Origin of the sequence: Bradyrhizobium sp. 160 (genome assembly GCF_023073735.1) — a bacterium.
Classification (GTDB): domain Bacteria; phylum Pseudomonadota; class Alphaproteobacteria; order Rhizobiales; family Xanthobacteraceae; genus Bradyrhizobium.
Genome location: NZ_JADPKD010000014.1, coordinates 1 through 16,813, shown reverse-complemented (window position 1 = coordinate 16,813; position 16,813 = coordinate 1). Strand labels below are relative to the sequence as shown.

Here is a 16,813-nt window from a genome sequence, read left to right as displayed (position 1 = left end):
CGGGAGTAAGACCGTTGTGCCCTACCTGGTACAGCTGGCAATCGCTTGGGCAATATCGCGGCAACACTTAGTAGGTTGACGGATCGATCCTCGTGCGTCTAATGCCAGCCGTCGTGGTCTTCGGATTTCGTTTGATCCGGAGCTAAGAGGGAAGCCGGTGCAATGCCGGCGCTGCCCCCGCAACTGTAAGCGGCGAGCCGATGTCCAACGAAGTCACTGAAGCCATGCGGCTTTGGGAAGGCCGGACAGCAGCGACGACCCGCGAGCCAGGAGACCTGCCTCGACAATATATCGTCCACGGGCGGGGTGTCCCGGTGTGCGCCAAGCAGCTGTCGCTCACGCGATATTCGCTGCACGCGTCCGCCATGGCCTTTGCCCCAATTATGGGGTCTGATCTATGTCTATTCTTTCGCTTCCCGTTGCCACATTGGGGACGTCACGCATCGGCCCACGACGCGAACTCAAGTTCGCGCTCGAGAGCTACTGGGCGGGAAACTCCAGCGAAGCCGAGCTCCTCGAGGCGGGGAGTGGACTTCGTGCCGCTAATTGGGCACGGCAGAAATCCTGCGGTGTGACGGTCATTCCTTCCAATGACTTCTCGCTCTACGACCAGGTGCTCGATAACAGCGTAATGGTCGGAGCCATTCCCGACGTCTACGGCTGGACCGAAGGTCCTGTGTCGCTCAAGACCTACTTCGCCATGGCACGTGGCGCTCAGGACGGTGATCACACTCAGCATGGGCCTGGCGTAGCAGCACAGGAAATGACGAAGTGGTTCGATACCAACTACCACTACATGGTGCCGGAATTTCACCAGGATCAGATCTTTAAGTATTCCTCTCGAAAGCCGATCGAGGAATATGAGGAGGCAAAAAGCCTCGGCTACCAAACGCGCCCCGTCTTAGTTGGCCCAGTCACTTTCCTGAAGCTCGGCAAAAGCGCAAATCCCGCATTCAATCCGCTGTCGCTGCTTGATAGGCTCCTCCCAGTCTATGTCGATGTTCTCCGCGAACTAGCCTCGCGCGGTGCGGAATGGGTTCAGCTCGACGAGCCATGCCTGGTGATGGACGTCGACGAAGCGTCGCGGGCGGCCGTCCGCCGGGCCTATGCTCATTTCGCAAAGCTTGTGCCGGCCCTTAAAATCATGTTGGCCACATATTTCGGGGCTATCGGCGACAATCTTGAAACAGCCCTTGCCTTGCCCGTTGCCGGGCTTCATGTCGATCTGGTTCGGGCACCCGACCAATTGGACGCAATTGTCGCCACAGCCCGCAGAGATCTCGTGGTCTCGCTAGGCGTCGTTGATGGTCGCAACGTCTGGCGCTCCAATCTTGCGGCGCTGCTCGACCAACTTGCCCCTTTGGTCAAAAAGCTGGGTAGGGACCGTGTTCAGATTGCTCCTTCCTGCTCGCTGCTTCATGTTCCGATCGACATTGAGCTAGAGACCGATCTCGATCCCAATCTGAAGACGTGGCTGGCGTTCTCAGTTCAGAAGATCAAGGAACTTTCGATATTGGGCAAAGCGCTGGCCGGCCATGCTGCCGAGGTGGCCGATGAACTTGCGCTTTCCGAGGACGCAGCCGTGACCCGCGAAACATCGCCCGAGATCCACAATGCGAATGTCGCGGGACGAATGGCCGCGATCGACGATAGCATGCGTCGCCGTCGCAGTGCGTTCACCGAGCGTGCCGACGTCCAGCGGGCCGCGTTCGCATTACCGATGTTTCCAACGACAACCATCGGATCCTTCCCGCAAACGGTCGACGTCCGGAATGCGCGTGCGGCTCATGCGCGGGGAGCGCTGAATGACGCGCAGTACGAGCAGCTTCTGAAAGCGGAGACAGCCCGTACCGTGCAGTGGCAGGAAGATATCGGCCTGGACGTGCTCGTACACGGTGAGTTCGAGCGCAATGACATGGTTCAATACTTTGCCGAGCAGCTGTTGGGATTCGCTTTCACCAAGCACGGCTGGGTTCAGTCTTATGGGTCGCGGTACGTTCGTCCGCCTATCCTGTTCGGAGATGTCTCCCGGCCGAAGCCGATGACCGTTGAATGGTGGCGCTACGCGCAGTCTCTGACCAAGAAACCCGTCAAGGCTATGCTGACCGGACCGGTGACGATCCTGAACTGGTCGTTTGTCCGCGACGACATCTCGCGGAGCGAGACATGCCGTCAGATCGCTCTTGCGATCCGAGATGAGGTGATCGATCTTGAGGCGGTTGGAGCGACTATGATCCAGATCGACGAGGCTGCGTTGCGGGAGGGATTGCCGCTACGCAAATCGCAGTGGAGGAACTATCTCGATTGGGCAGTGGACAGCTTCCGCGTTTGCTCGTCCGCTGTCGCCGACGGAACTCAGATCCATACCCACATGTGCTATTCCGAGTTCAACGAAATCATCGATGCGATCGCAGCAATGGATGCTGACGTCATTTCAATCGAGACGTCGCGTTCTAAGATGGAATTGCTCGAGGCCTTCAAGAGCTACAAATATCCCAATGAGATCGGGCCCGGCGTCTATGACATTCATTCACCGCGCATTCCCGCAGCGGCGGAAATCAAACAGCTGATTGTGTTGGCGCGGCAGCGAGTTTCCGATCGGCAGCTCTGGATCAATCCCGACTGCGGACTGAAAACTCGAAGCTGGGAGGAGGTGCGTCCCGCGCTCGTCAATATGGTGGCCGCCGCACGCGAGTTGCGGGCTGAGCCATGATGGTGCGGAGCGTTTCGCAAACGCGTTTGTGAACAAGATGCACGCGCTTTGGGGGCTTACGATGTCCTTGCGAGCTCCCAAAGTACCCAGCGCCTCGGAATGCCGGCGGGCGTCGGCGGAGGCGGTCGCATACAGCCGGCGACAAGCTCGATTCTCGACCCGACGGCCGACAGCATGCCGGCGACGTCCGATCAGGTCACAGATTGCGACGTCATTAACGCTCCACGCGAAGCACAGCCCTACTTTTTCATTTATCCATCGCGTGGATGCGTCCCATCACAACAATCTATTTTACCGTCCTTTACGGAACGTCACACGAAATTCGCCTCCTGGCACGCGCTCCGGGAAAGGTAATCGAGCGTTGTTGATGTTGGGGGCGTGCCAAATGCTGCTGCGCGACGGCAAACTGCCGCTTGTGTTTCAGGGCACGGCAGCCAAACCGCTTGCGCGAAGGATCCCAGCTCGATCAAGGCACTGACGTCCCAACCGGACAGCGGGCGAGTGGTGGACAAGTCGTGAAGTTTCCGACAGGAGCGGAAGGCAAGCGGCTCCAGATTTCGCGCGGAGTGATATCCGTTTCTCCTTTTTTGACGGCGAATGCCCTCGCCGAAATCGATCGCCGGTAAGTCCTCCCTACTGACGAAAGCTGGTGCGATGCATAAAGCAGCGTCGTTCCTGCGTGACTTTCGCCCGGCCTCCGGAGGAGGCCGGGCTTTTTTTGGTGCGCCAGGCATGGCGCGGACCGCGTGACTGGCGCGATTCGACCGGAGCAGTGTCCGGTCCTGACTTGGAGGTCAGAGGAGTCCTTTCCTGGGCACCACGCTTTTCTGGATCGCAAACAAATCCAGATAGATAAGCCTTTTCAGAGTGTTGCGTTGGCCCCGACTGTGTAACAATGGGGTGTAACATTGCTGTTCAGGGTTGCGCGGAGCCAAACGTCGTATTCCTCCTTCATTGTTAGAATGACCGGCATCGCTTTGGGATGAACTAGCTCAGCCGCTTTACGGAAGAGCAGATCATCGGGATTTTGAAGGAGCACGAGGCTGGCGTGTCGGTTGTCGATCTGTGCCGGAAGCACGGCGTCAGCGATGCCAGCATCTACAAATGGAAAGCCAAGTTTGGCGGGATAACCCAAAGAGCATGCATTTTGCAGAATTCTTTAGTGTCGAAATCGAATATATGGCCCAATTTTTGAGAGGAGCCGATCCCTTTCACCTGAATTGGGGGCCTTCGAGTCGGAGGCAAGGTCGCCGCGACCGAGTCATACAAGCGAGACGATCCATCCTCGCATTGCTATGACGGCCCTGGTGCAGCGATTGAGCTAGGAGCGGATCAGATGTGTGGCCCTCCCGGCGCTATCTACTTTGCCGAGAATAATCTTGGGGGCTTGTTCGATAGTGTTTGCGGCTTAGCGGGATGCTGCAGCGCTGTTCTCATCTGCGCATTGGTACCGTACCGCCACTATGCAGTTACTAAACTGCCATCGACAGCATAAAGCCGCGAGATCGCCTTCTGTTGCGCCGTGGCTTTCGCTGCGTCAATCATCTTCGCAAGTTTTCGCGCAATTTTTTTGGCGGCCGCCTCTTTTCCATGAAGTTCATCAAACCATTCGGTTGCACCGATCGTTCCTCGCAGATCCAGGTGTAAAAAGGTGTCGTTGTACTTTGCCGCCAATGCTCCTAGCCTCGTATTGTAAGCGTCTATCATCAAGCGAACTATGGCTCGACACAAAGGAGCATGGAATGTGGGATCCAAGCCGTTATACTGCATAGCGCTCCCCAGCCAAGGACCGCCAGACCGAGGGATCGCATAATCGTAGCCGTGCATTATGATCTTCTTGTTGGCATGCCGAGTGGTCATCGGAACTATCAGTCCATTTTCGAGGCTCGAGACCACGCTTCTAAGATTGTCGTAGAATTCTTGGCGCACGTAATAGGACGCGTCGCTGGGTTTCGTATGGTCGACGTCAAAAAGATTGAGAAAGGTAGCAAGTTGGCCATTTCCAAGAATGTCGTTTCCCCCTCCAGAGAATAGCAGCAGATCAGCCTCACCGTCGATATACGGCCAGAACTCACCCGCTAGTAGCATCTGGTCGAGAGTATCTCCCCAATGTCCAACGTTGGCGATTTGATACCCGCTCGCCTGAAGAAAATCGACGCAAGTTTTTGGATATGGAAAAATGTGTGGCAAGCGAAACCAAGAGTCGCCCTCCGCAACAATCCTGCGTGTAACTTTCTTGGCAGGCAGCCTCTTCTTTGGGAACGTGACCCCGCTTAGTAGTAGGTCCGCGTCTCGCGCCAGCAGCTCAAGATTTGTCGTGTCGACGTGTTCGGGATTAATGTAAACGTTGAAGTCAAATGGGCGACTCGCGTTCGGCTCAACAACAAAATAGGCGCTTGCTTCTTCTTGTGTGAGCTTCAGATTCTGAATCTTTTCTACCAGCTGGTATAGTGCAATTCGCTTAGTTGCCATTCGACTCTCCTAATACTCACTTATCGAGCTTCGCAAGCTTCAAGGGTTATCTGCTAAGCAAGCGTCCATGGTTTTCAGTCCTGTCGAAAAGGCGGCGGGCCATCAGGACCGAGGGCTTCGCTTCGATGTGCTTTAACTAGGCGGCTAACTGAGAAGAGAATGGTGTGCAGTCTTACTCTTGAGACTACCTGCAACAGAACGATTCGGAAGCTGAAGGTGACTTGTCGAATTCTCTATCCGCGCGACCTTAATTCACGCGATCAGCAATCAAGTCAGTAGGGCAACAAGCCGCCCCGACCAATTACAGTCGATTGCACGAAATGTAGTAAAGAGAGGATCCAGTCTTCTCCTGATAGGCCAGAGCTGTCAGCTTACTCACTGAACTTGCGATGCTGGATGCTGAAGCAAAGAACCCTCTCCGTTCTGTCATGATCTTCGTCGGATCGTCAGTCGCAACTTCTGCGGCATCAAAAGCTGTGACCGTTTCGGGATGCCCGACAGCGCACGCAATATACTCACTGTCGTTTGTACGAGGACGCGCCACGCATATGGCGCTTAGCGTTGCTGTAAAGGAATGGTCACATCGATTCCCATTGGCTAAGTTGCTATCAAGGGTGCAGGATTTAGCTACGACACCTGCTTCCCGCATCTCGCAGCGAAAGTTTGCACTCCAAGCCGGGCTCGCGATGAAAAATGCAGCGGCAGCAATGCTCCAAAGTGGCTTCACAGGCTCCTCCCAATGTAAAATCTTAAAACCCGCCTTTGCTTGGCTTGCAGGACAGCAATCGGAACAGCGTTGCTCGGCGCACAAACCCAGAAAAAAGTACAACTGTTTACGGACTTGAGCTCACTTACGCTCACAGAATATGAAGAAGTATGGACCGCCGTCTGGTTGATAGTCGATTTGAAGGCCATCAAAGGTGCCCTGAGCGACCCCTGCTGCTTGCAGCCGATCTACCCCTTTGTTCGGGTCATAAATTGCGCACCCAAGATAATCACGGTTGCCGGGCAGGGGGTTTATTGTACACGCTCCCTCCAGAGCTGCAGTAAACTGTAGAGTGCAAGACCGGGACCCCGCCGTATCCACCGTGCAGGGTGAATTGGGCAGCTGTGTGCCTCCAGTTCGAAATTCGCAACTGAATCGACCTGCCTGCGCCGGGACACCCGCACAGAGAAGGATCAACAGCACGGAGGAAGCACAAATCGAATTGTTGCTTCGCCGACGGTTCGCTGGCGAACGGTTGAGCCGTGTCAATTGGCTAGTCCCTTGCTAGTCGTTCGGTTTATAGACAGATCCCCATTATCGCGCTGAAACTTGCTATAAATTTGTGTTGGGGCGATTGGGAAATGAGCGGCGATTTATCAGACCGATCCTCACTTCTAATCCAGTCGTACTATTGTTCTGAGTGAAGCAGACTTCAGAGACTTTAGCCCTGCTTTTCAAGCCGAGCTTCCTATTTCCCCTTTTCAACACGAACCCCGCCAATTGTGACGCTGCTTCTAACTCCATCTGCACGAATCTTTTTGAAGCAGATTTCGCTACTTGAACCTTGCGGAAACAAACAAAGATTGCTCGCCGTCTTCTGCACAAATCTTGTAGGGATCGGAGAGCACTGGGGGTCGGAGCCACACGTATTGTTCGTTGCAGTACACGACGTGGCTGTACCGGTCAGATGGTCGACCTGATTGTAACCAGCTGGAATGCTGGTCTCTATCACGGCGTGAACTGTCAGCTTGCAAATTCCAAAGTCTACATCCGCATTTAATCTGTAGACTGATCTCTTTGCACCTGCATTGGCTGGAGAAAGCTCAACTGTGCTCTGTAAGCCGTCTGAGCCTCGCTTCGTATACGTACCGTCCTGCAGATCAGCCGCCCTCGCTCCGCCACTAGCTGCTAATAAAATCAGAAAAGCTATCAACTTCGCCATTTTCATCGCTGCACCTTCGCAATAGGGCGCGCAAACCGAGGCTTATCTGACGCCGCAGGAAATTAACTTTTAATCTGAACTATGTTGGTCGATCATCGCTCGTACGTCGCTGCCCCGTGCAAAATGCGTACGCTCATCTGTTGTCCCGCCTTCGTTCGACCACCCTTCCGGGGGCGCATCGGCAAGACTTCAACTATAGGTTAGCTCGGTTTTCTTTTCGTGCAAGCGCTTTGTTGGACTGTCAGCCGAGATCAGGATCAAAGCCGCTCGCTGGTAGCAGAACAGAGTGTTCCTGGCGTGATCAAATGCAGAGAGCCGTGTAGACAACGCCATCGCTTGTTGATGTAGAGGCCGCTCGGCCAAGCGCTCACCTTCACGTTAGAGACTTCCGAATAAAAGGTGTGCCTGCACTGCAGCAATCTTCAAATTAGGGTGCGACGCCGAAACTTGCCGCTTCTAACGCCATCGGCAAGTTTCGAAACCCCGATTTTAATAGTCTAAAAAGCGAAGATACTGGCGAGCATTCCCAAATTGTCACCCAATCAATGCATTGCCGCCGGCAGTACAGGCTGTCGGCTAGCGGCATCCATTGCGCACGAAGCGAAACAGGTCCGCCGTCCGGTTGGTAAAGTACGGACCGTAGAGGCGACCTGGCCGGCTTTTATAAATATGGGAATTGACTGAGGTGGCGTAATTGTAGGGCCCAGTACCGTTCCCGCTTAAGTCGCCAATCATCGAACCGCCACTTGCGCCAAAAGTGAAGTTTGCTTGGCCATGTGTCAGCTCAACAATATTGCTTACTGTTGAAGTGCTTCCACGAACAAGCTGCATATATTGGCCGTTCTCCATCGCACCGGGATAGCCAATCGAATGCAAACTTGAATAACGCCAATTCGTCTTCATGCCGAGATGTCCCGTGTCGGACGGCTGGTTCATCAAAACGAAGGCATAATCATGCGGCCACCTATTGCCCCCGCCCGTTACCCATTCCGGCCAGGTGGCCATGCATCGCGCCGTAGTACGGCGGCCACCACCTGCTGCATATCGCTGCACAAAGAGCACATTCGTTGCCCACGCCCCATTATTCATGTCTCTGACACAATGGGCGGCGGTGAGGACCACAGTCGGGTCGCCGGTGTATTCCGCCGTACATGAATAGCTGCTGCCGCCAAGAGTAAAGAACAACTTGCCCGCGTGCTGAAAAGGGATTTGATTCACATCAACCCTCCTCAGAGTGTGATGTTCTTGTTCAAGTGTTTCCTGTTCACCGTCGCGCCGCTCCGGAGTTCGCTGAGTGCCGAACCGTTCTTCATACTCCTTCTCTGAAAGTTCGGGCATTGGTATCGGGCGGGTCCTTTCCATTTCCCGTTGATCCCAAAACTGAGTCGAGTATGAGCGCTGGTCTTCTGAAATGTCGGTCGAGTCCGGCTTGTCCTGCGCAAGAGACATAGAGGTAGCGCCGACCAGAGACGCAACCGAAAAGGACAACCAAGATAGGGTAGAAAGAAGCCTTCTAGCATGCATTTTCACCTCCTCTTGTTGACGACATTGTTGTCAAACCAGTCGAGCCAGATTGAACCATCTCTTTCTGATGTTTGTGCATCTCCTCTTTGACTAATCCTCTCTCCCGAATCAGTCGTATTAACATTGCGACTGCATTGGACGTCTGGCCGTGCAATCAAGATGCTCTTGCCTCGCGGTGTGCTCTTGAAGTGCTCTCGAGCCACTAGCGGCTCGACACCGTACCAGGCTCCCTCACCTCGAGACGAAACGGTGCCTAACTACCTGCGTGAGAGACAGACGAGATCGCAGCAATAAGAAAAATGCCGATTTCATAATTGCCCACCAAACACATGCTGAAGAGCAGCAAATAAATGCGCAGAGGGACTTTCAGAGGTGCCGGAAGCCTACGATTCTAGGCCAGTGGGGGTCAGTGGCGTAGTAGTACCCTATCTCTATTTATAATTGCGGGCATTTTAGAATCAAGAGAAAAGCCGCTTGTTGTGCCGGGGCCTATCTGGTCTTAAATGGGATTAACTAAGAGGCGATCGAGGCCTTTTGATTATCGATCCATTTCCGTGTCAGTATGTATTCTGCGTTCGGATTAGCGGCTTCAGAGACCGCGGCAAAGTAGGTCGGCGATACAGTACGATCCTGGTGTGAAGTTACAGTCTGCCACCTGCATCGACTCAGCCATAAGTCATAAAGCTACTTTAGTTTGACGGCCTGCGGGCCAGCGGGAACGTTGCTACTTAGAAGCGAAGCGGATCAAAGGCGAGGAGTGTCGATCGTCAGCAGACCGCGAAGGGTCGTCGCCCAGGCAGTGCACGATCCAAGCGAAGGCGACGCCGCGAAAAGAAAGTCGCAGGCTCGTGGCGTCGTATTCTAGGTGCGGTGCATCAAGACTGAGTTTGAAAGAAACGACCTAGTGGCCTTGCCAGCTAGCTTCCCTCGTAGGATGATATACATGGCCGTAGGAGGCTCGATGATAGCGCAGCTTCGCCAGGTATCATGGGCGCTGCCGTGTTGGGCAATGATCGTTTTGCCCGCCGGTGCTCTGTCGATCGCAGCAGACGTGAGGGAGCTTCAGACGCCGGTCGACTGGGCCGGAGCTCGAGCAGCCGCGAGTCAGCAGAATATCTTCGGTGCCGTGCAGTTCCCGCCGGAAATAGCTCACGCCGTGAGGTCCGCGCCAGTCCCGGTCCGTCTGCCGCCGGAGTTTTTGCCGGGGATGCTCATGCAACAATTTACGATGGGAGGAGGTAGCGGGAGCGTGAGCTTCAAAGCGACTCCTTACGGCTACGTGGCTGTACAGCGGGGGACCACTTACGACGTTGTCATCGAAGCAACCAATCGGACTCTCGACGTCGGTGATCCGATCCCCAATCGAATTCTGCCTGTTTTCTCTCAGGAGGATGCAGGCGGAGGCGCGGTTTCGTTTCGTGATTTTGGGGCGTCCTACCGCGTTGAGTTTCATTGCAACAAGCATATTGACGCCCTTCATCGCGGGTGCATCACCGAGGACGTGGCGCTCGCGCTAGTCTCACGAATGGTAATCGTGGGCGGCGAGGGCATGGCTGGTTGAACTCCCATGTCTATCCGCTACCAAAACGTGGCAAGAGCCCTCCTGGTCGCCGCCGGGGTCTTGCTTGTCACTTCGGAGGCAGGAAGGGCACAGCGCTGCTCATATTATGCTCCTGGCGATCTCATTCCCGGCACTGGGGACGGCGTATTTGATGAAACAGAGTGGGCGCCAACGATGCTGCATCCTTTCGTTGGTGCGATCGGCACAACGAAGTCGGCTATTCATAGTCCTGGCAGTCAGTGTGCCGCGAGCAACTTTGATTTCGTGCACCGTGACACGTTTTGTGAAACGCGCAACGGAGTAGACCGCGAGTCGCTCAACTGCCCGCGCCGTGACATCCACCAGGGCATCGATATTAACGGAGGCACGTCTGCTACCTGTGAGCTGATGCGACAGGCGAAGCGAGAGATCGCGGGTGGGGCTCCCAGTTCGCGAGCAAACATCGTTCCCGTTTTGGCCGCCGAAGATGGCCAGATCTCGTACATCGGCCGGTACACTGTTGACCTCTCGGCAGGTGGCGTCCGAAAGTACCGGTATCTGCACATGAAGATGGATACCTTGAAGGTCGTGCTTCAGGACTACGTAAAGCAAGGCCAAGTACTTGGATACATGTGGGATGACTTCGGAGGGAACCTTACTAAATTCCACCTTCACTTAGAGGTTATTGCAACCGTTTCGGGCGTTGCGCGGCACGTCTCTCCGTACAAGTCGTATGTGACATCGGTCGCGAGAGTTCTGGGGGAGGAATGCACCCTGATGCAGTGACTGCCGCCGAGGTTTGTGCTCCTTTCCTCGGCTGCATCGCTCTGCTCGCCAATCTCAATTTTATGCCTGGCATCCTTTAACAATCGACCGCTTTGCCGGCACTCAAAGTTGTAAATCGATCTTAGAGCACTTCGGAAGAATGTCTGTGCCGGCGCGATTAAACGGATCGCCAAAATCAGAGAGTGGCGCTTCGTTGCAGTTTGACTGCGCTCCGATCTAGTCGATGAAGATGATGCGTGTCCGGACGAGATCGCGTCCCAGAACCGTCAAGTTCGTGTCGGAATGGCTAAGGGGTTGTCGCAGATCGCGTACCTTTGCCGTCTCACGTTGATGTTAGTCGGTGAGATGAGCGACAAATCGGCGACGCTGAAGCCGGAGCGCCAGTGATTTCCGTTCGTGATAGACTTCGTGAAAAGTGCGGTCAAAGGCGCAACAAGACTGTGTAACACCGCCTCGACAGTCACTTGAAAATACATTATATATCAACTATTTGCGGTCAGCGAATCCTTTCCTGGGCATCATCAACTTCTTGATGTGCAGCAATTCAAAGAAGTCATGCTCTTTCAGAGTGTTGCGCTGGCCCCGACTGTGTAACAATGGGGTGTAACATTGCTGTTCAGGGTTGTTCGGCGATGCGCCGGACGGGTCTCGCTTTCCTGCGGGCATTTAGCTGGCTATTCCGCTCGGTGATGATTTCGTTTTTGTGACGCCTAGCGAGAGCGCAGGCCGTTCGATTTCCCCTCCGCACCCCAGACAGAGCCCCCCGAAGCGAAGTCGCGCGTGGAGTCGCCGTGGCCAATCTAGAGGGTGTTTGGCAGGCCGTCCGCGATGACGCTCCCATGCATCCGACCCACCGCCAGGCGACAGCCTTAGCAGGCGAACTCTAGCGTCTGGGCGGACAGCGAGAGCCGCGCCCGGAGTGTCGCCATGGTTCACGCGCCCGGTGTCGGCTGGACGCCGGACACTGAGATTCACGAGGAGCAGGAAGCTCACTGGACGGCCGTAACGGAGATGTGGGAGAGGGTCGGCCAAACAATTAGAGAAGCTGCTCGGGCCCATCGTGGACCGCCTCTTGCTGACCAAGGGCATCCGCGGCGTGGACAGCGAATCGCGCGCTCTGTTGCTCACCGCCTTTTGATGGCGCTGAGCGACGCGTTCGCAAGCCGGCACCGCAACGCTGGCGGAGACTATTCGTCCGACCCCAAGGCCGGCCTTTGGCGCCCGTGGAAGCGACCACGGACACGTGCCAAGCGCTTGATGCAACGTGGGCTCGATCCGGGGTGGGCATGGCAGTCGGCCTTCAACGGTCGCGGCCCATGGTGGAATGCCGGCGCCAGCCACATGAACGATGCTTATCGCACCGCCTTCTTCGTGCACCTCGGTCTGCTGTTCCTCATTGGACTGCACCGCCATGTCAATCGTGCTTGACGAACCGCCGTATACGGGTCCGTACGTACGGTGGTGTGGGAGGGGGAGGCCGCGAGGCTTGCTCCTACCCGATCGCTTGGTTATGAGTGACAGCACGGGATCATTCATTTTAACGTCATTGCGGGACGCCGGGTTCTTGCGCCGCATCTGTTCTCATTCGGCAAGACATGATGCCGGTGCTGTTAATCCTACCTGTCTATTGAAGGCTTTGGCGTTGTGTTCGTACGGGTGGGTAGTATTGGATACTCGATCTTAGGTAGCCGCCCGGTAAGCGAATTCAGAAACGCCACAATGTCGTTTTCTTCCCCGTCGCTAAGCTTGGCGCCGAGCTGGATTTCACTCATCAGGGCAACAGCTTGCTTTAGGCTCCAAACCTGGCCCGAATGGAAGTAAGGGGCTCGCAAAGCAACGTTCCGCAACGGCGCCGCGCGGAAGACATATTCGTCGCCGACCGCCTTGGTGACCGCGAATCGGCCCTTATCGGCTTTCGGAAGCAGGGTTGCGTCCGGCTTCTTCATCACGCCGAACTGGAAGTAGGCCTGTCCACCGACATTGATTCCATTGTGGCAAGAGGAGCATCCCTTCTCCATAAACAGCGCCAACCCTGACTTCTGCTGATCATCGAGAGCATGTGTATTGCCCTCCAAATACTGATCGAACGGGGCCGCAGGTGTGATGAGGGTGGCTTCAAAAGCCTCGATTGCCTTCGCAAAGTTTTCAAAGCTGACCGGGCTCGCCTCGTTCGGGAAAGCATTTTTGAACAAGACGACATAGCTGGCCATTGAGTTCAAAGTGTCGAGCACATGATCCGGAGTCGCATTCATTTCGGCACTCGCCTGCACAGGGCCAGTTGCTTGCGCCTTGAGGTCCGCGGCGCGTCCGTCCCAGAATTGCGCCGCATTGAACACCGCGTTGTAGACGGTTGGGGCCCGACGTAGGCCGACCTTCCAGCCGTGACCGACTGAGGTCGGACCGGCATCGACTCCGCCGCTGGCGAGATTGTGGCACGTATTGCAGCTAATGATCTCGCTTGCCGATAGCCGCGGATCGAAGAACAGAATCTTGCCAAGCTCGACCTTTTCATGCGTGACTGGATTGTCCTTTACCGCAGGAATGACTGAGGGAATCGGATGGAAGATCTGCCTGGCAGTTCTCATCAGATCATCGTCCGCGCTAGCTCCTGACGGCATCAGCAGCCCAATCGCCAAGACAGATGCTTCAGCGACAAGGCGAAGCTCCCGGATCGATTTGTTCATACACCCGCCTCATCAGTTCTGATTGAATCAAGGAAACAGTCGAGAGCGATGCCACACTCTGTTCCCTCAACGGGCCGGCGCAGCATGCACCGGATCCTGTGAAGCGAGGCTGCATCAATGTTCGATTTCGAGGTGCTCGCTGCCGGCGCTCGCCCAAGAGGCTTTAAGCCGTTATTTGATTCGCGAGTTCGCTTTGAGCTTAGATCACGACCTTGGTAGATCAGACTAGCGCCTCAACCTTCGGAATGACGACCGATCTGACAACAACAAGCGTGCCGAAAAAGGATAATCTGTCCGGTGGCCGCATCGGTTCTCCATTGAGCGATTGGGTGGCCAATACGCTCCAGCGAAGTTGATCTATCCGTGTTGCACCGCTGGTCGCGCTCAGCGCTCACGGTGCCGCTGGACAATAGCAACCCCCATGCCAGTTGCATCTGACATGCAAGCTGCTGATTTAGCTACCAAACGAATCCGGGCTACCGAACAACGTCGGATGTCTTGTTTTGATGAATACATACAGTGTCACAGATGCGACAAGCGCCAGTCCCGGCTAGACATCATCGCACAGAAAGCTTTGTGATGAGATCCAATCGCCAGGCTTGCCGGCCACACGTGCGACGGCGGTACAAAGATCTACGCTGGCCTACGGCGAGACACTGAGCCGAGGCGCCCGGCGGTGCGCATCGCTCACGATTTCGCCTCGCCCTGCCAACTGAAGGCTCTCCGACCTCATATCCGGGCCGGCTCTTTGCGCGCCGCCGCCGAAATCCCGCTCGTTTGTAACAGACGAGCCCCGAAGCCTGACATGGCTTGTCTGGGTTCGCTGGCATGGCAGTTGCGGTGTCAAAACTGTTACCCAGAGTATGACGGTACGACCGTCCGATTTACTCGGATACTCTCATTCGACACCAGCGTAAGTCCCGGCCTGACACCTGATCGGGCCGCCTGTGGGTTGGGATAAAAACCATTTCGACCCACTCACGGCCGAGTGGCAGCTCTTGAAATCCTGCGCGCTGATCGCAAAAATCGCAGAACTTCTGCAGAAGCAATTGTCACTTCGTGCTCTTGCGTTGAAAAGACTTCGGTACAAGAGGACATGTTGGTAGGAGATCTTTACATCATGTCCGCAGATGGCACGTCGTGAGATCTCATCGGCATCTTACCGAGGGAACGACGTGATTGACCAGTTGTCCATGGCTGGTTCAAGTTAGAAATGGTGTCCGTGATGGCTTCAATTGACGATCGATTGAATGAGATCCGAAACGTGCGGAATGACATTTGGCGCTGTCGAAGAAAGCTTAAAAGCGAGCTAAGTGATCTCGAGCGTAAGGTTCTCGAAGATCGCCTGCTTGAGCGGCAATCTGCCTTTGAACGGCTCCTAGCGACCACGTTTCCTTTTGCATTGACACTGTCAAGCAAAATTCGGGACCTGCCGCGGGTCATTGGCGCGCAAAATGGCGTCGGCTCATAGAACGCATGCGCGTCAGAAACGTAGGCTCCGTCGCCGCGGACCGCCGCGCTCATCATGGCCGCCGCTGAATTGAAATGCGCCGGTCCTCGGCCTTGGTTCACCGATGTGCTGGTCCGCGGCGCACCGTGAGCGTCGATAATGAAACCGTTCGGGCCGCCCATCCAGGACCACGGCTGGGGGACACCGATTGCGCCGTTGTCTGCGAAACCGCGCTCACCATGAGTAGCTTTCATCCGACAGAGCGATCGAAGAAGCTTGAATCGGCCGTAGCGTCAGATTGTACAGAGCACGCGAACGATACTCCAGACTAGGTGTGGCCGAATGAGAAGACCCGTTATCGCTTTTGTATTATGTTCCGCTCTCGCGTTGCTCGGGCTAAGCACGGGCGCGGTTGCGGACACAAGGCGGTACGCGTGCACGATCACTGCCGCCGATAGGGAGCCGGCCGGAGTTCGGAACGAGCGGGTCATTCTCACGGTTCAATATGGCTGCCGGATCGCGGATGGTCTCTCGAGGGACGCGGGGATTACAGCAGTGTCGGTCAGCGAGTGGGCTGCTGATAAAGGAACGTACCTAGCGTCCCTGGAATTGCACCGCGCGCTGGAGGGAGTTGCAATTGGGCAACTCTCCGAGGCGACCGGCTTCTCTAGCATGGAAGGCGAGCAAGGCATTGCGGTCGCAACTTCCGGCACGACAGTATTCAAGTTCGCATCTGGCTCATTGGCAGCCCTTTCAGGGAAGACCCTTAAATTCACCACCAAACTTACTGGCCTACGTAGCTTCGAATTGGAGTTCACGGATTGGCCAGAATCTCTTTTTTGGAAGTGACTCGTGTCTCACGCTGATTTCCGCGACCGCTCGGGCGGACGAGCCACTGTCGACTCTTAACTCCACACGATGAATGCCGCTCCGGCCTGTGTGCCGTCCTCAAAGACGAGCACACCGCAACAAAGGTTGAGCCCAAACTCCGAAGGCACTTAAAGGCGCTAGACTACTTCCCAGCGCACATTAGGTCGACGCAGTCTGAATTCAGAGTCGGCCGGTCGGCGGAAAACTGCAAGGTCGAACGGATCAGCGCTTGACTTGTTAGGCTGCCATTGATTCATTCCTATGAATCATTCGTGAGCGAACCGTTAAAGCGCGCGACAAGCTCGTTGGCAAGCTGCCGGCCACCGGCGAGTTGCTGCGCGGTTCGTAGCTGGAGCGCACCGTCCGACATACCAAAGGCTGTTCTAAATGCGCGCGCGGCGAAGGGCACCAGGTGTTCGTGCTCACCGTGACATACGCCGGCGGCCGCACGCAGCAGTTCAGCGTACGTCACGAACGGGTCGCCGAGGTTCGTCGCTGGCTCGACAAATATCAGAAGCTGAAGCAGGCGATCGAGGGCATCTGCCAACTCAATCATGAGCTGCTACGTCCAGAGCCGCATCGAAGGCGCGCGGGGCGGCGAGATGATTGAGATGCGGCGGGCGCAACTCAGCTTTGGCGATGGGCTGATCGCCTAGCAAGTGAGTGATCTTCGCGAAGAGTGGATGCAGCACGCCGATCAGATGCTGGCGAACGAGCAGATCGTGGCCGCGGTGCACGAAGCACTAAAGCGTTAGCCGATCAGGTTGCAAGTATCCCGCGGCAGTGAAGTAGTTTGAGGATTCTGCGGGCGTGTAAGTGTCGATGATGCGCCCGACGGCATCCCAG

General features: G+C 55.7%; 11 protein-coding genes, 2 pseudogenes and 1 riboswitch. Of the genes and pseudogenes, 8 read left to right on the top strand and 5 right to left on the bottom strand.

The genetic code is table 11. The features are described 5' to 3' along the window. Positions 1-97: 97 nt before the first annotated feature. Positions 98-297: riboswitch (cobalamin riboswitch) on the top strand. A 100-nt stretch (positions 298-397) separates the two neighbouring features. From metE to IVA98_RS37490, 3 genes and pseudogenes are all read left to right on the top strand, one after another. Further along, positions 398-2,713 (top strand): 5-methyltetrahydropteroyltriglutamate--homocysteine S-methyltransferase, encoded by a 2,316-nt coding sequence (gene metE / locus IVA98_RS08120; RefSeq protein WP_247354623.1) that lies wholly within the window; start codon positions 398-400, stop codon positions 2,711-2,713. A 1,015-nt stretch (positions 2,714-3,728) separates the two neighbouring features. Beyond that, positions 3,729-3,842: pseudogene (locus IVA98_RS08115) on the top strand (transposase); the annotation flags it as partial. Between the two features lie 90 nt (positions 3,843-3,932). Next, the gene (locus IVA98_RS37490) at positions 3,933-4,208 is read left to right on the top strand and encodes a DNA-3-methyladenine glycosylase (protein WP_524536354.1); all 276 of its coding nucleotides are present in this window, start codon (positions 3,933-3,935) and stop codon (positions 4,206-4,208) included. Here the strand turns inward: IVA98_RS37490 and IVA98_RS08110 are convergent. From IVA98_RS08110 to IVA98_RS08100, 3 genes are all read right to left on the bottom strand, one after another. After that, entirely contained in the window at positions 4,175-5,185 is a 1,011-nt protein-coding gene (locus tag IVA98_RS08110) for an SGNH/GDSL hydrolase family protein (RefSeq protein ID WP_247354622.1), read from the bottom strand. The two genes, IVA98_RS37490 and IVA98_RS08110, sit on opposite strands and share 34 nt — an antisense overlap. A gap of 1,454 nt (positions 5,186-6,639) precedes the next feature. Then, positions 6,640-7,119, bottom strand: a complete 480-nt coding sequence (locus IVA98_RS08105) for a hypothetical protein (protein WP_247354621.1) — start codon at positions 7,117-7,119, stop codon at positions 6,640-6,642. A 570-nt stretch (positions 7,120-7,689) separates the two neighbouring features. Continuing rightward, positions 7,690-8,562, bottom strand: a complete 873-nt coding sequence (locus IVA98_RS08100; protein ID WP_247354620.1) for a trypsin-like serine peptidase — start codon at positions 8,560-8,562, stop codon at positions 7,690-7,692. A 1,036-nt stretch (positions 8,563-9,598) separates the two neighbouring features. Between IVA98_RS08100 and IVA98_RS08095 the strand changes: the two genes are divergently transcribed. The 3 genes from IVA98_RS08095 (at position 9,599) to IVA98_RS08085 (ending at position 12,391) form a co-directional block, all read left to right on the top strand. Further along, positions 9,599-10,198 (top strand): hypothetical protein, encoded by a 600-nt coding sequence (locus IVA98_RS08095; protein ID WP_247354619.1) that lies wholly within the window; start codon positions 9,599-9,601, stop codon positions 10,196-10,198. Between the two features lie 6 nt (positions 10,199-10,204). Continuing rightward, positions 10,205-10,963: a M23 family metallopeptidase gene (locus IVA98_RS08090; RefSeq protein ID WP_247354618.1), complete on the top strand. Its 759-nt coding sequence runs from the start codon at positions 10,205-10,207 to the stop codon at positions 10,961-10,963. A 1,257-nt stretch (positions 10,964-12,220) separates the two neighbouring features. After that, complete coding sequence (locus tag IVA98_RS08085) at positions 12,221-12,391, top strand: hypothetical protein (RefSeq protein WP_247354617.1); 171 nt, start codon at positions 12,221-12,223, stop codon at positions 12,389-12,391. A 188-nt stretch (positions 12,392-12,579) separates the two neighbouring features. Here IVA98_RS08085 and IVA98_RS08080 read toward each other — a convergent pair whose 3' ends face one another. After that, a complete protein-coding gene (locus IVA98_RS08080; RefSeq protein WP_247354616.1) occupies positions 12,580-13,647 on the bottom strand; it encodes a cytochrome-c peroxidase in 1,068 nt (355 codons plus the stop codon). 2,005 nt (positions 13,648-15,652) lie between these two features. On the opposite strand from IVA98_RS08080, the gene IVA98_RS08075 reads away from it, so the two are divergent. Continuing rightward, the gene (locus IVA98_RS08075; protein ID WP_247336910.1) at positions 15,653-15,946 is read left to right on the top strand and encodes a hypothetical protein; all 294 of its coding nucleotides are present in this window, start codon (positions 15,653-15,655) and stop codon (positions 15,944-15,946) included. Positions 15,947-16,226: 280 nt separating this feature from the next. On the opposite strand, the gene IVA98_RS08070 is transcribed toward IVA98_RS08075, so the two are convergent. After that, complete coding sequence (locus tag IVA98_RS08070) at positions 16,227-16,523, bottom strand: hypothetical protein (RefSeq protein WP_247336907.1); 297 nt, start codon at positions 16,521-16,523, stop codon at positions 16,227-16,229. Positions 16,524-16,578: 55 nt separating this feature from the next. On the opposite strand from IVA98_RS08070, the pseudogene IVA98_RS08065 reads away from it, so the two are divergent. Further along, positions 16,579-16,719, top strand: a pseudogene (locus IVA98_RS08065) (ISNCY-like element ISBva1 family transposase); the annotation flags it as partial. Positions 16,720-16,813: the final 94 nt, after the last annotated feature.

Coding starts and splice junctions, on each gene's coding strand:
- IVA98_RS08110 (WP_247354622.1), bottom strand. CDS start 5,185: ATGGCAACTAAGCGAATTGCACTATACCAGCTGGTAGAAAAGATTCAG.
- IVA98_RS08090 (WP_247354618.1), top strand. CDS start 10,205: ATGTCTATCCGCTACCAAAACGTGGCAAGAGCCCTCCTGGTCGCCGCC.
- IVA98_RS08100 (WP_247354620.1), bottom strand. CDS start 8,562: ATGTCTCTTGCGCAGGACAAGCCGGACTCGACCGACATTTCAGAAGAC.
- IVA98_RS08105 (WP_247354621.1), bottom strand. CDS start 7,119: ATGAAAATGGCGAAGTTGATAGCTTTTCTGATTTTATTAGCAGCTAGT.
- IVA98_RS08080 (WP_247354616.1), bottom strand. CDS start 13,647: ATGAACAAATCGATCCGGGAGCTTCGCCTTGTCGCTGAAGCATCTGTC.
- IVA98_RS08085 (WP_247354617.1), top strand. CDS start 12,221: ATGCAACGTGGGCTCGATCCGGGGTGGGCATGGCAGTCGGCCTTCAAC.
- IVA98_RS08095 (WP_247354619.1), top strand. CDS start 9,599: ATGATAGCGCAGCTTCGCCAGGTATCATGGGCGCTGCCGTGTTGGGCA.
- metE (WP_247354623.1), top strand. CDS start 398: ATGTCTATTCTTTCGCTTCCCGTTGCCACATTGGGGACGTCACGCATC.
- IVA98_RS08070 (WP_247336907.1), bottom strand. CDS start 16,523: ATGATTGAGTTGGCAGATGCCCTCGATCGCCTGCTTCAGCTTCTGATA.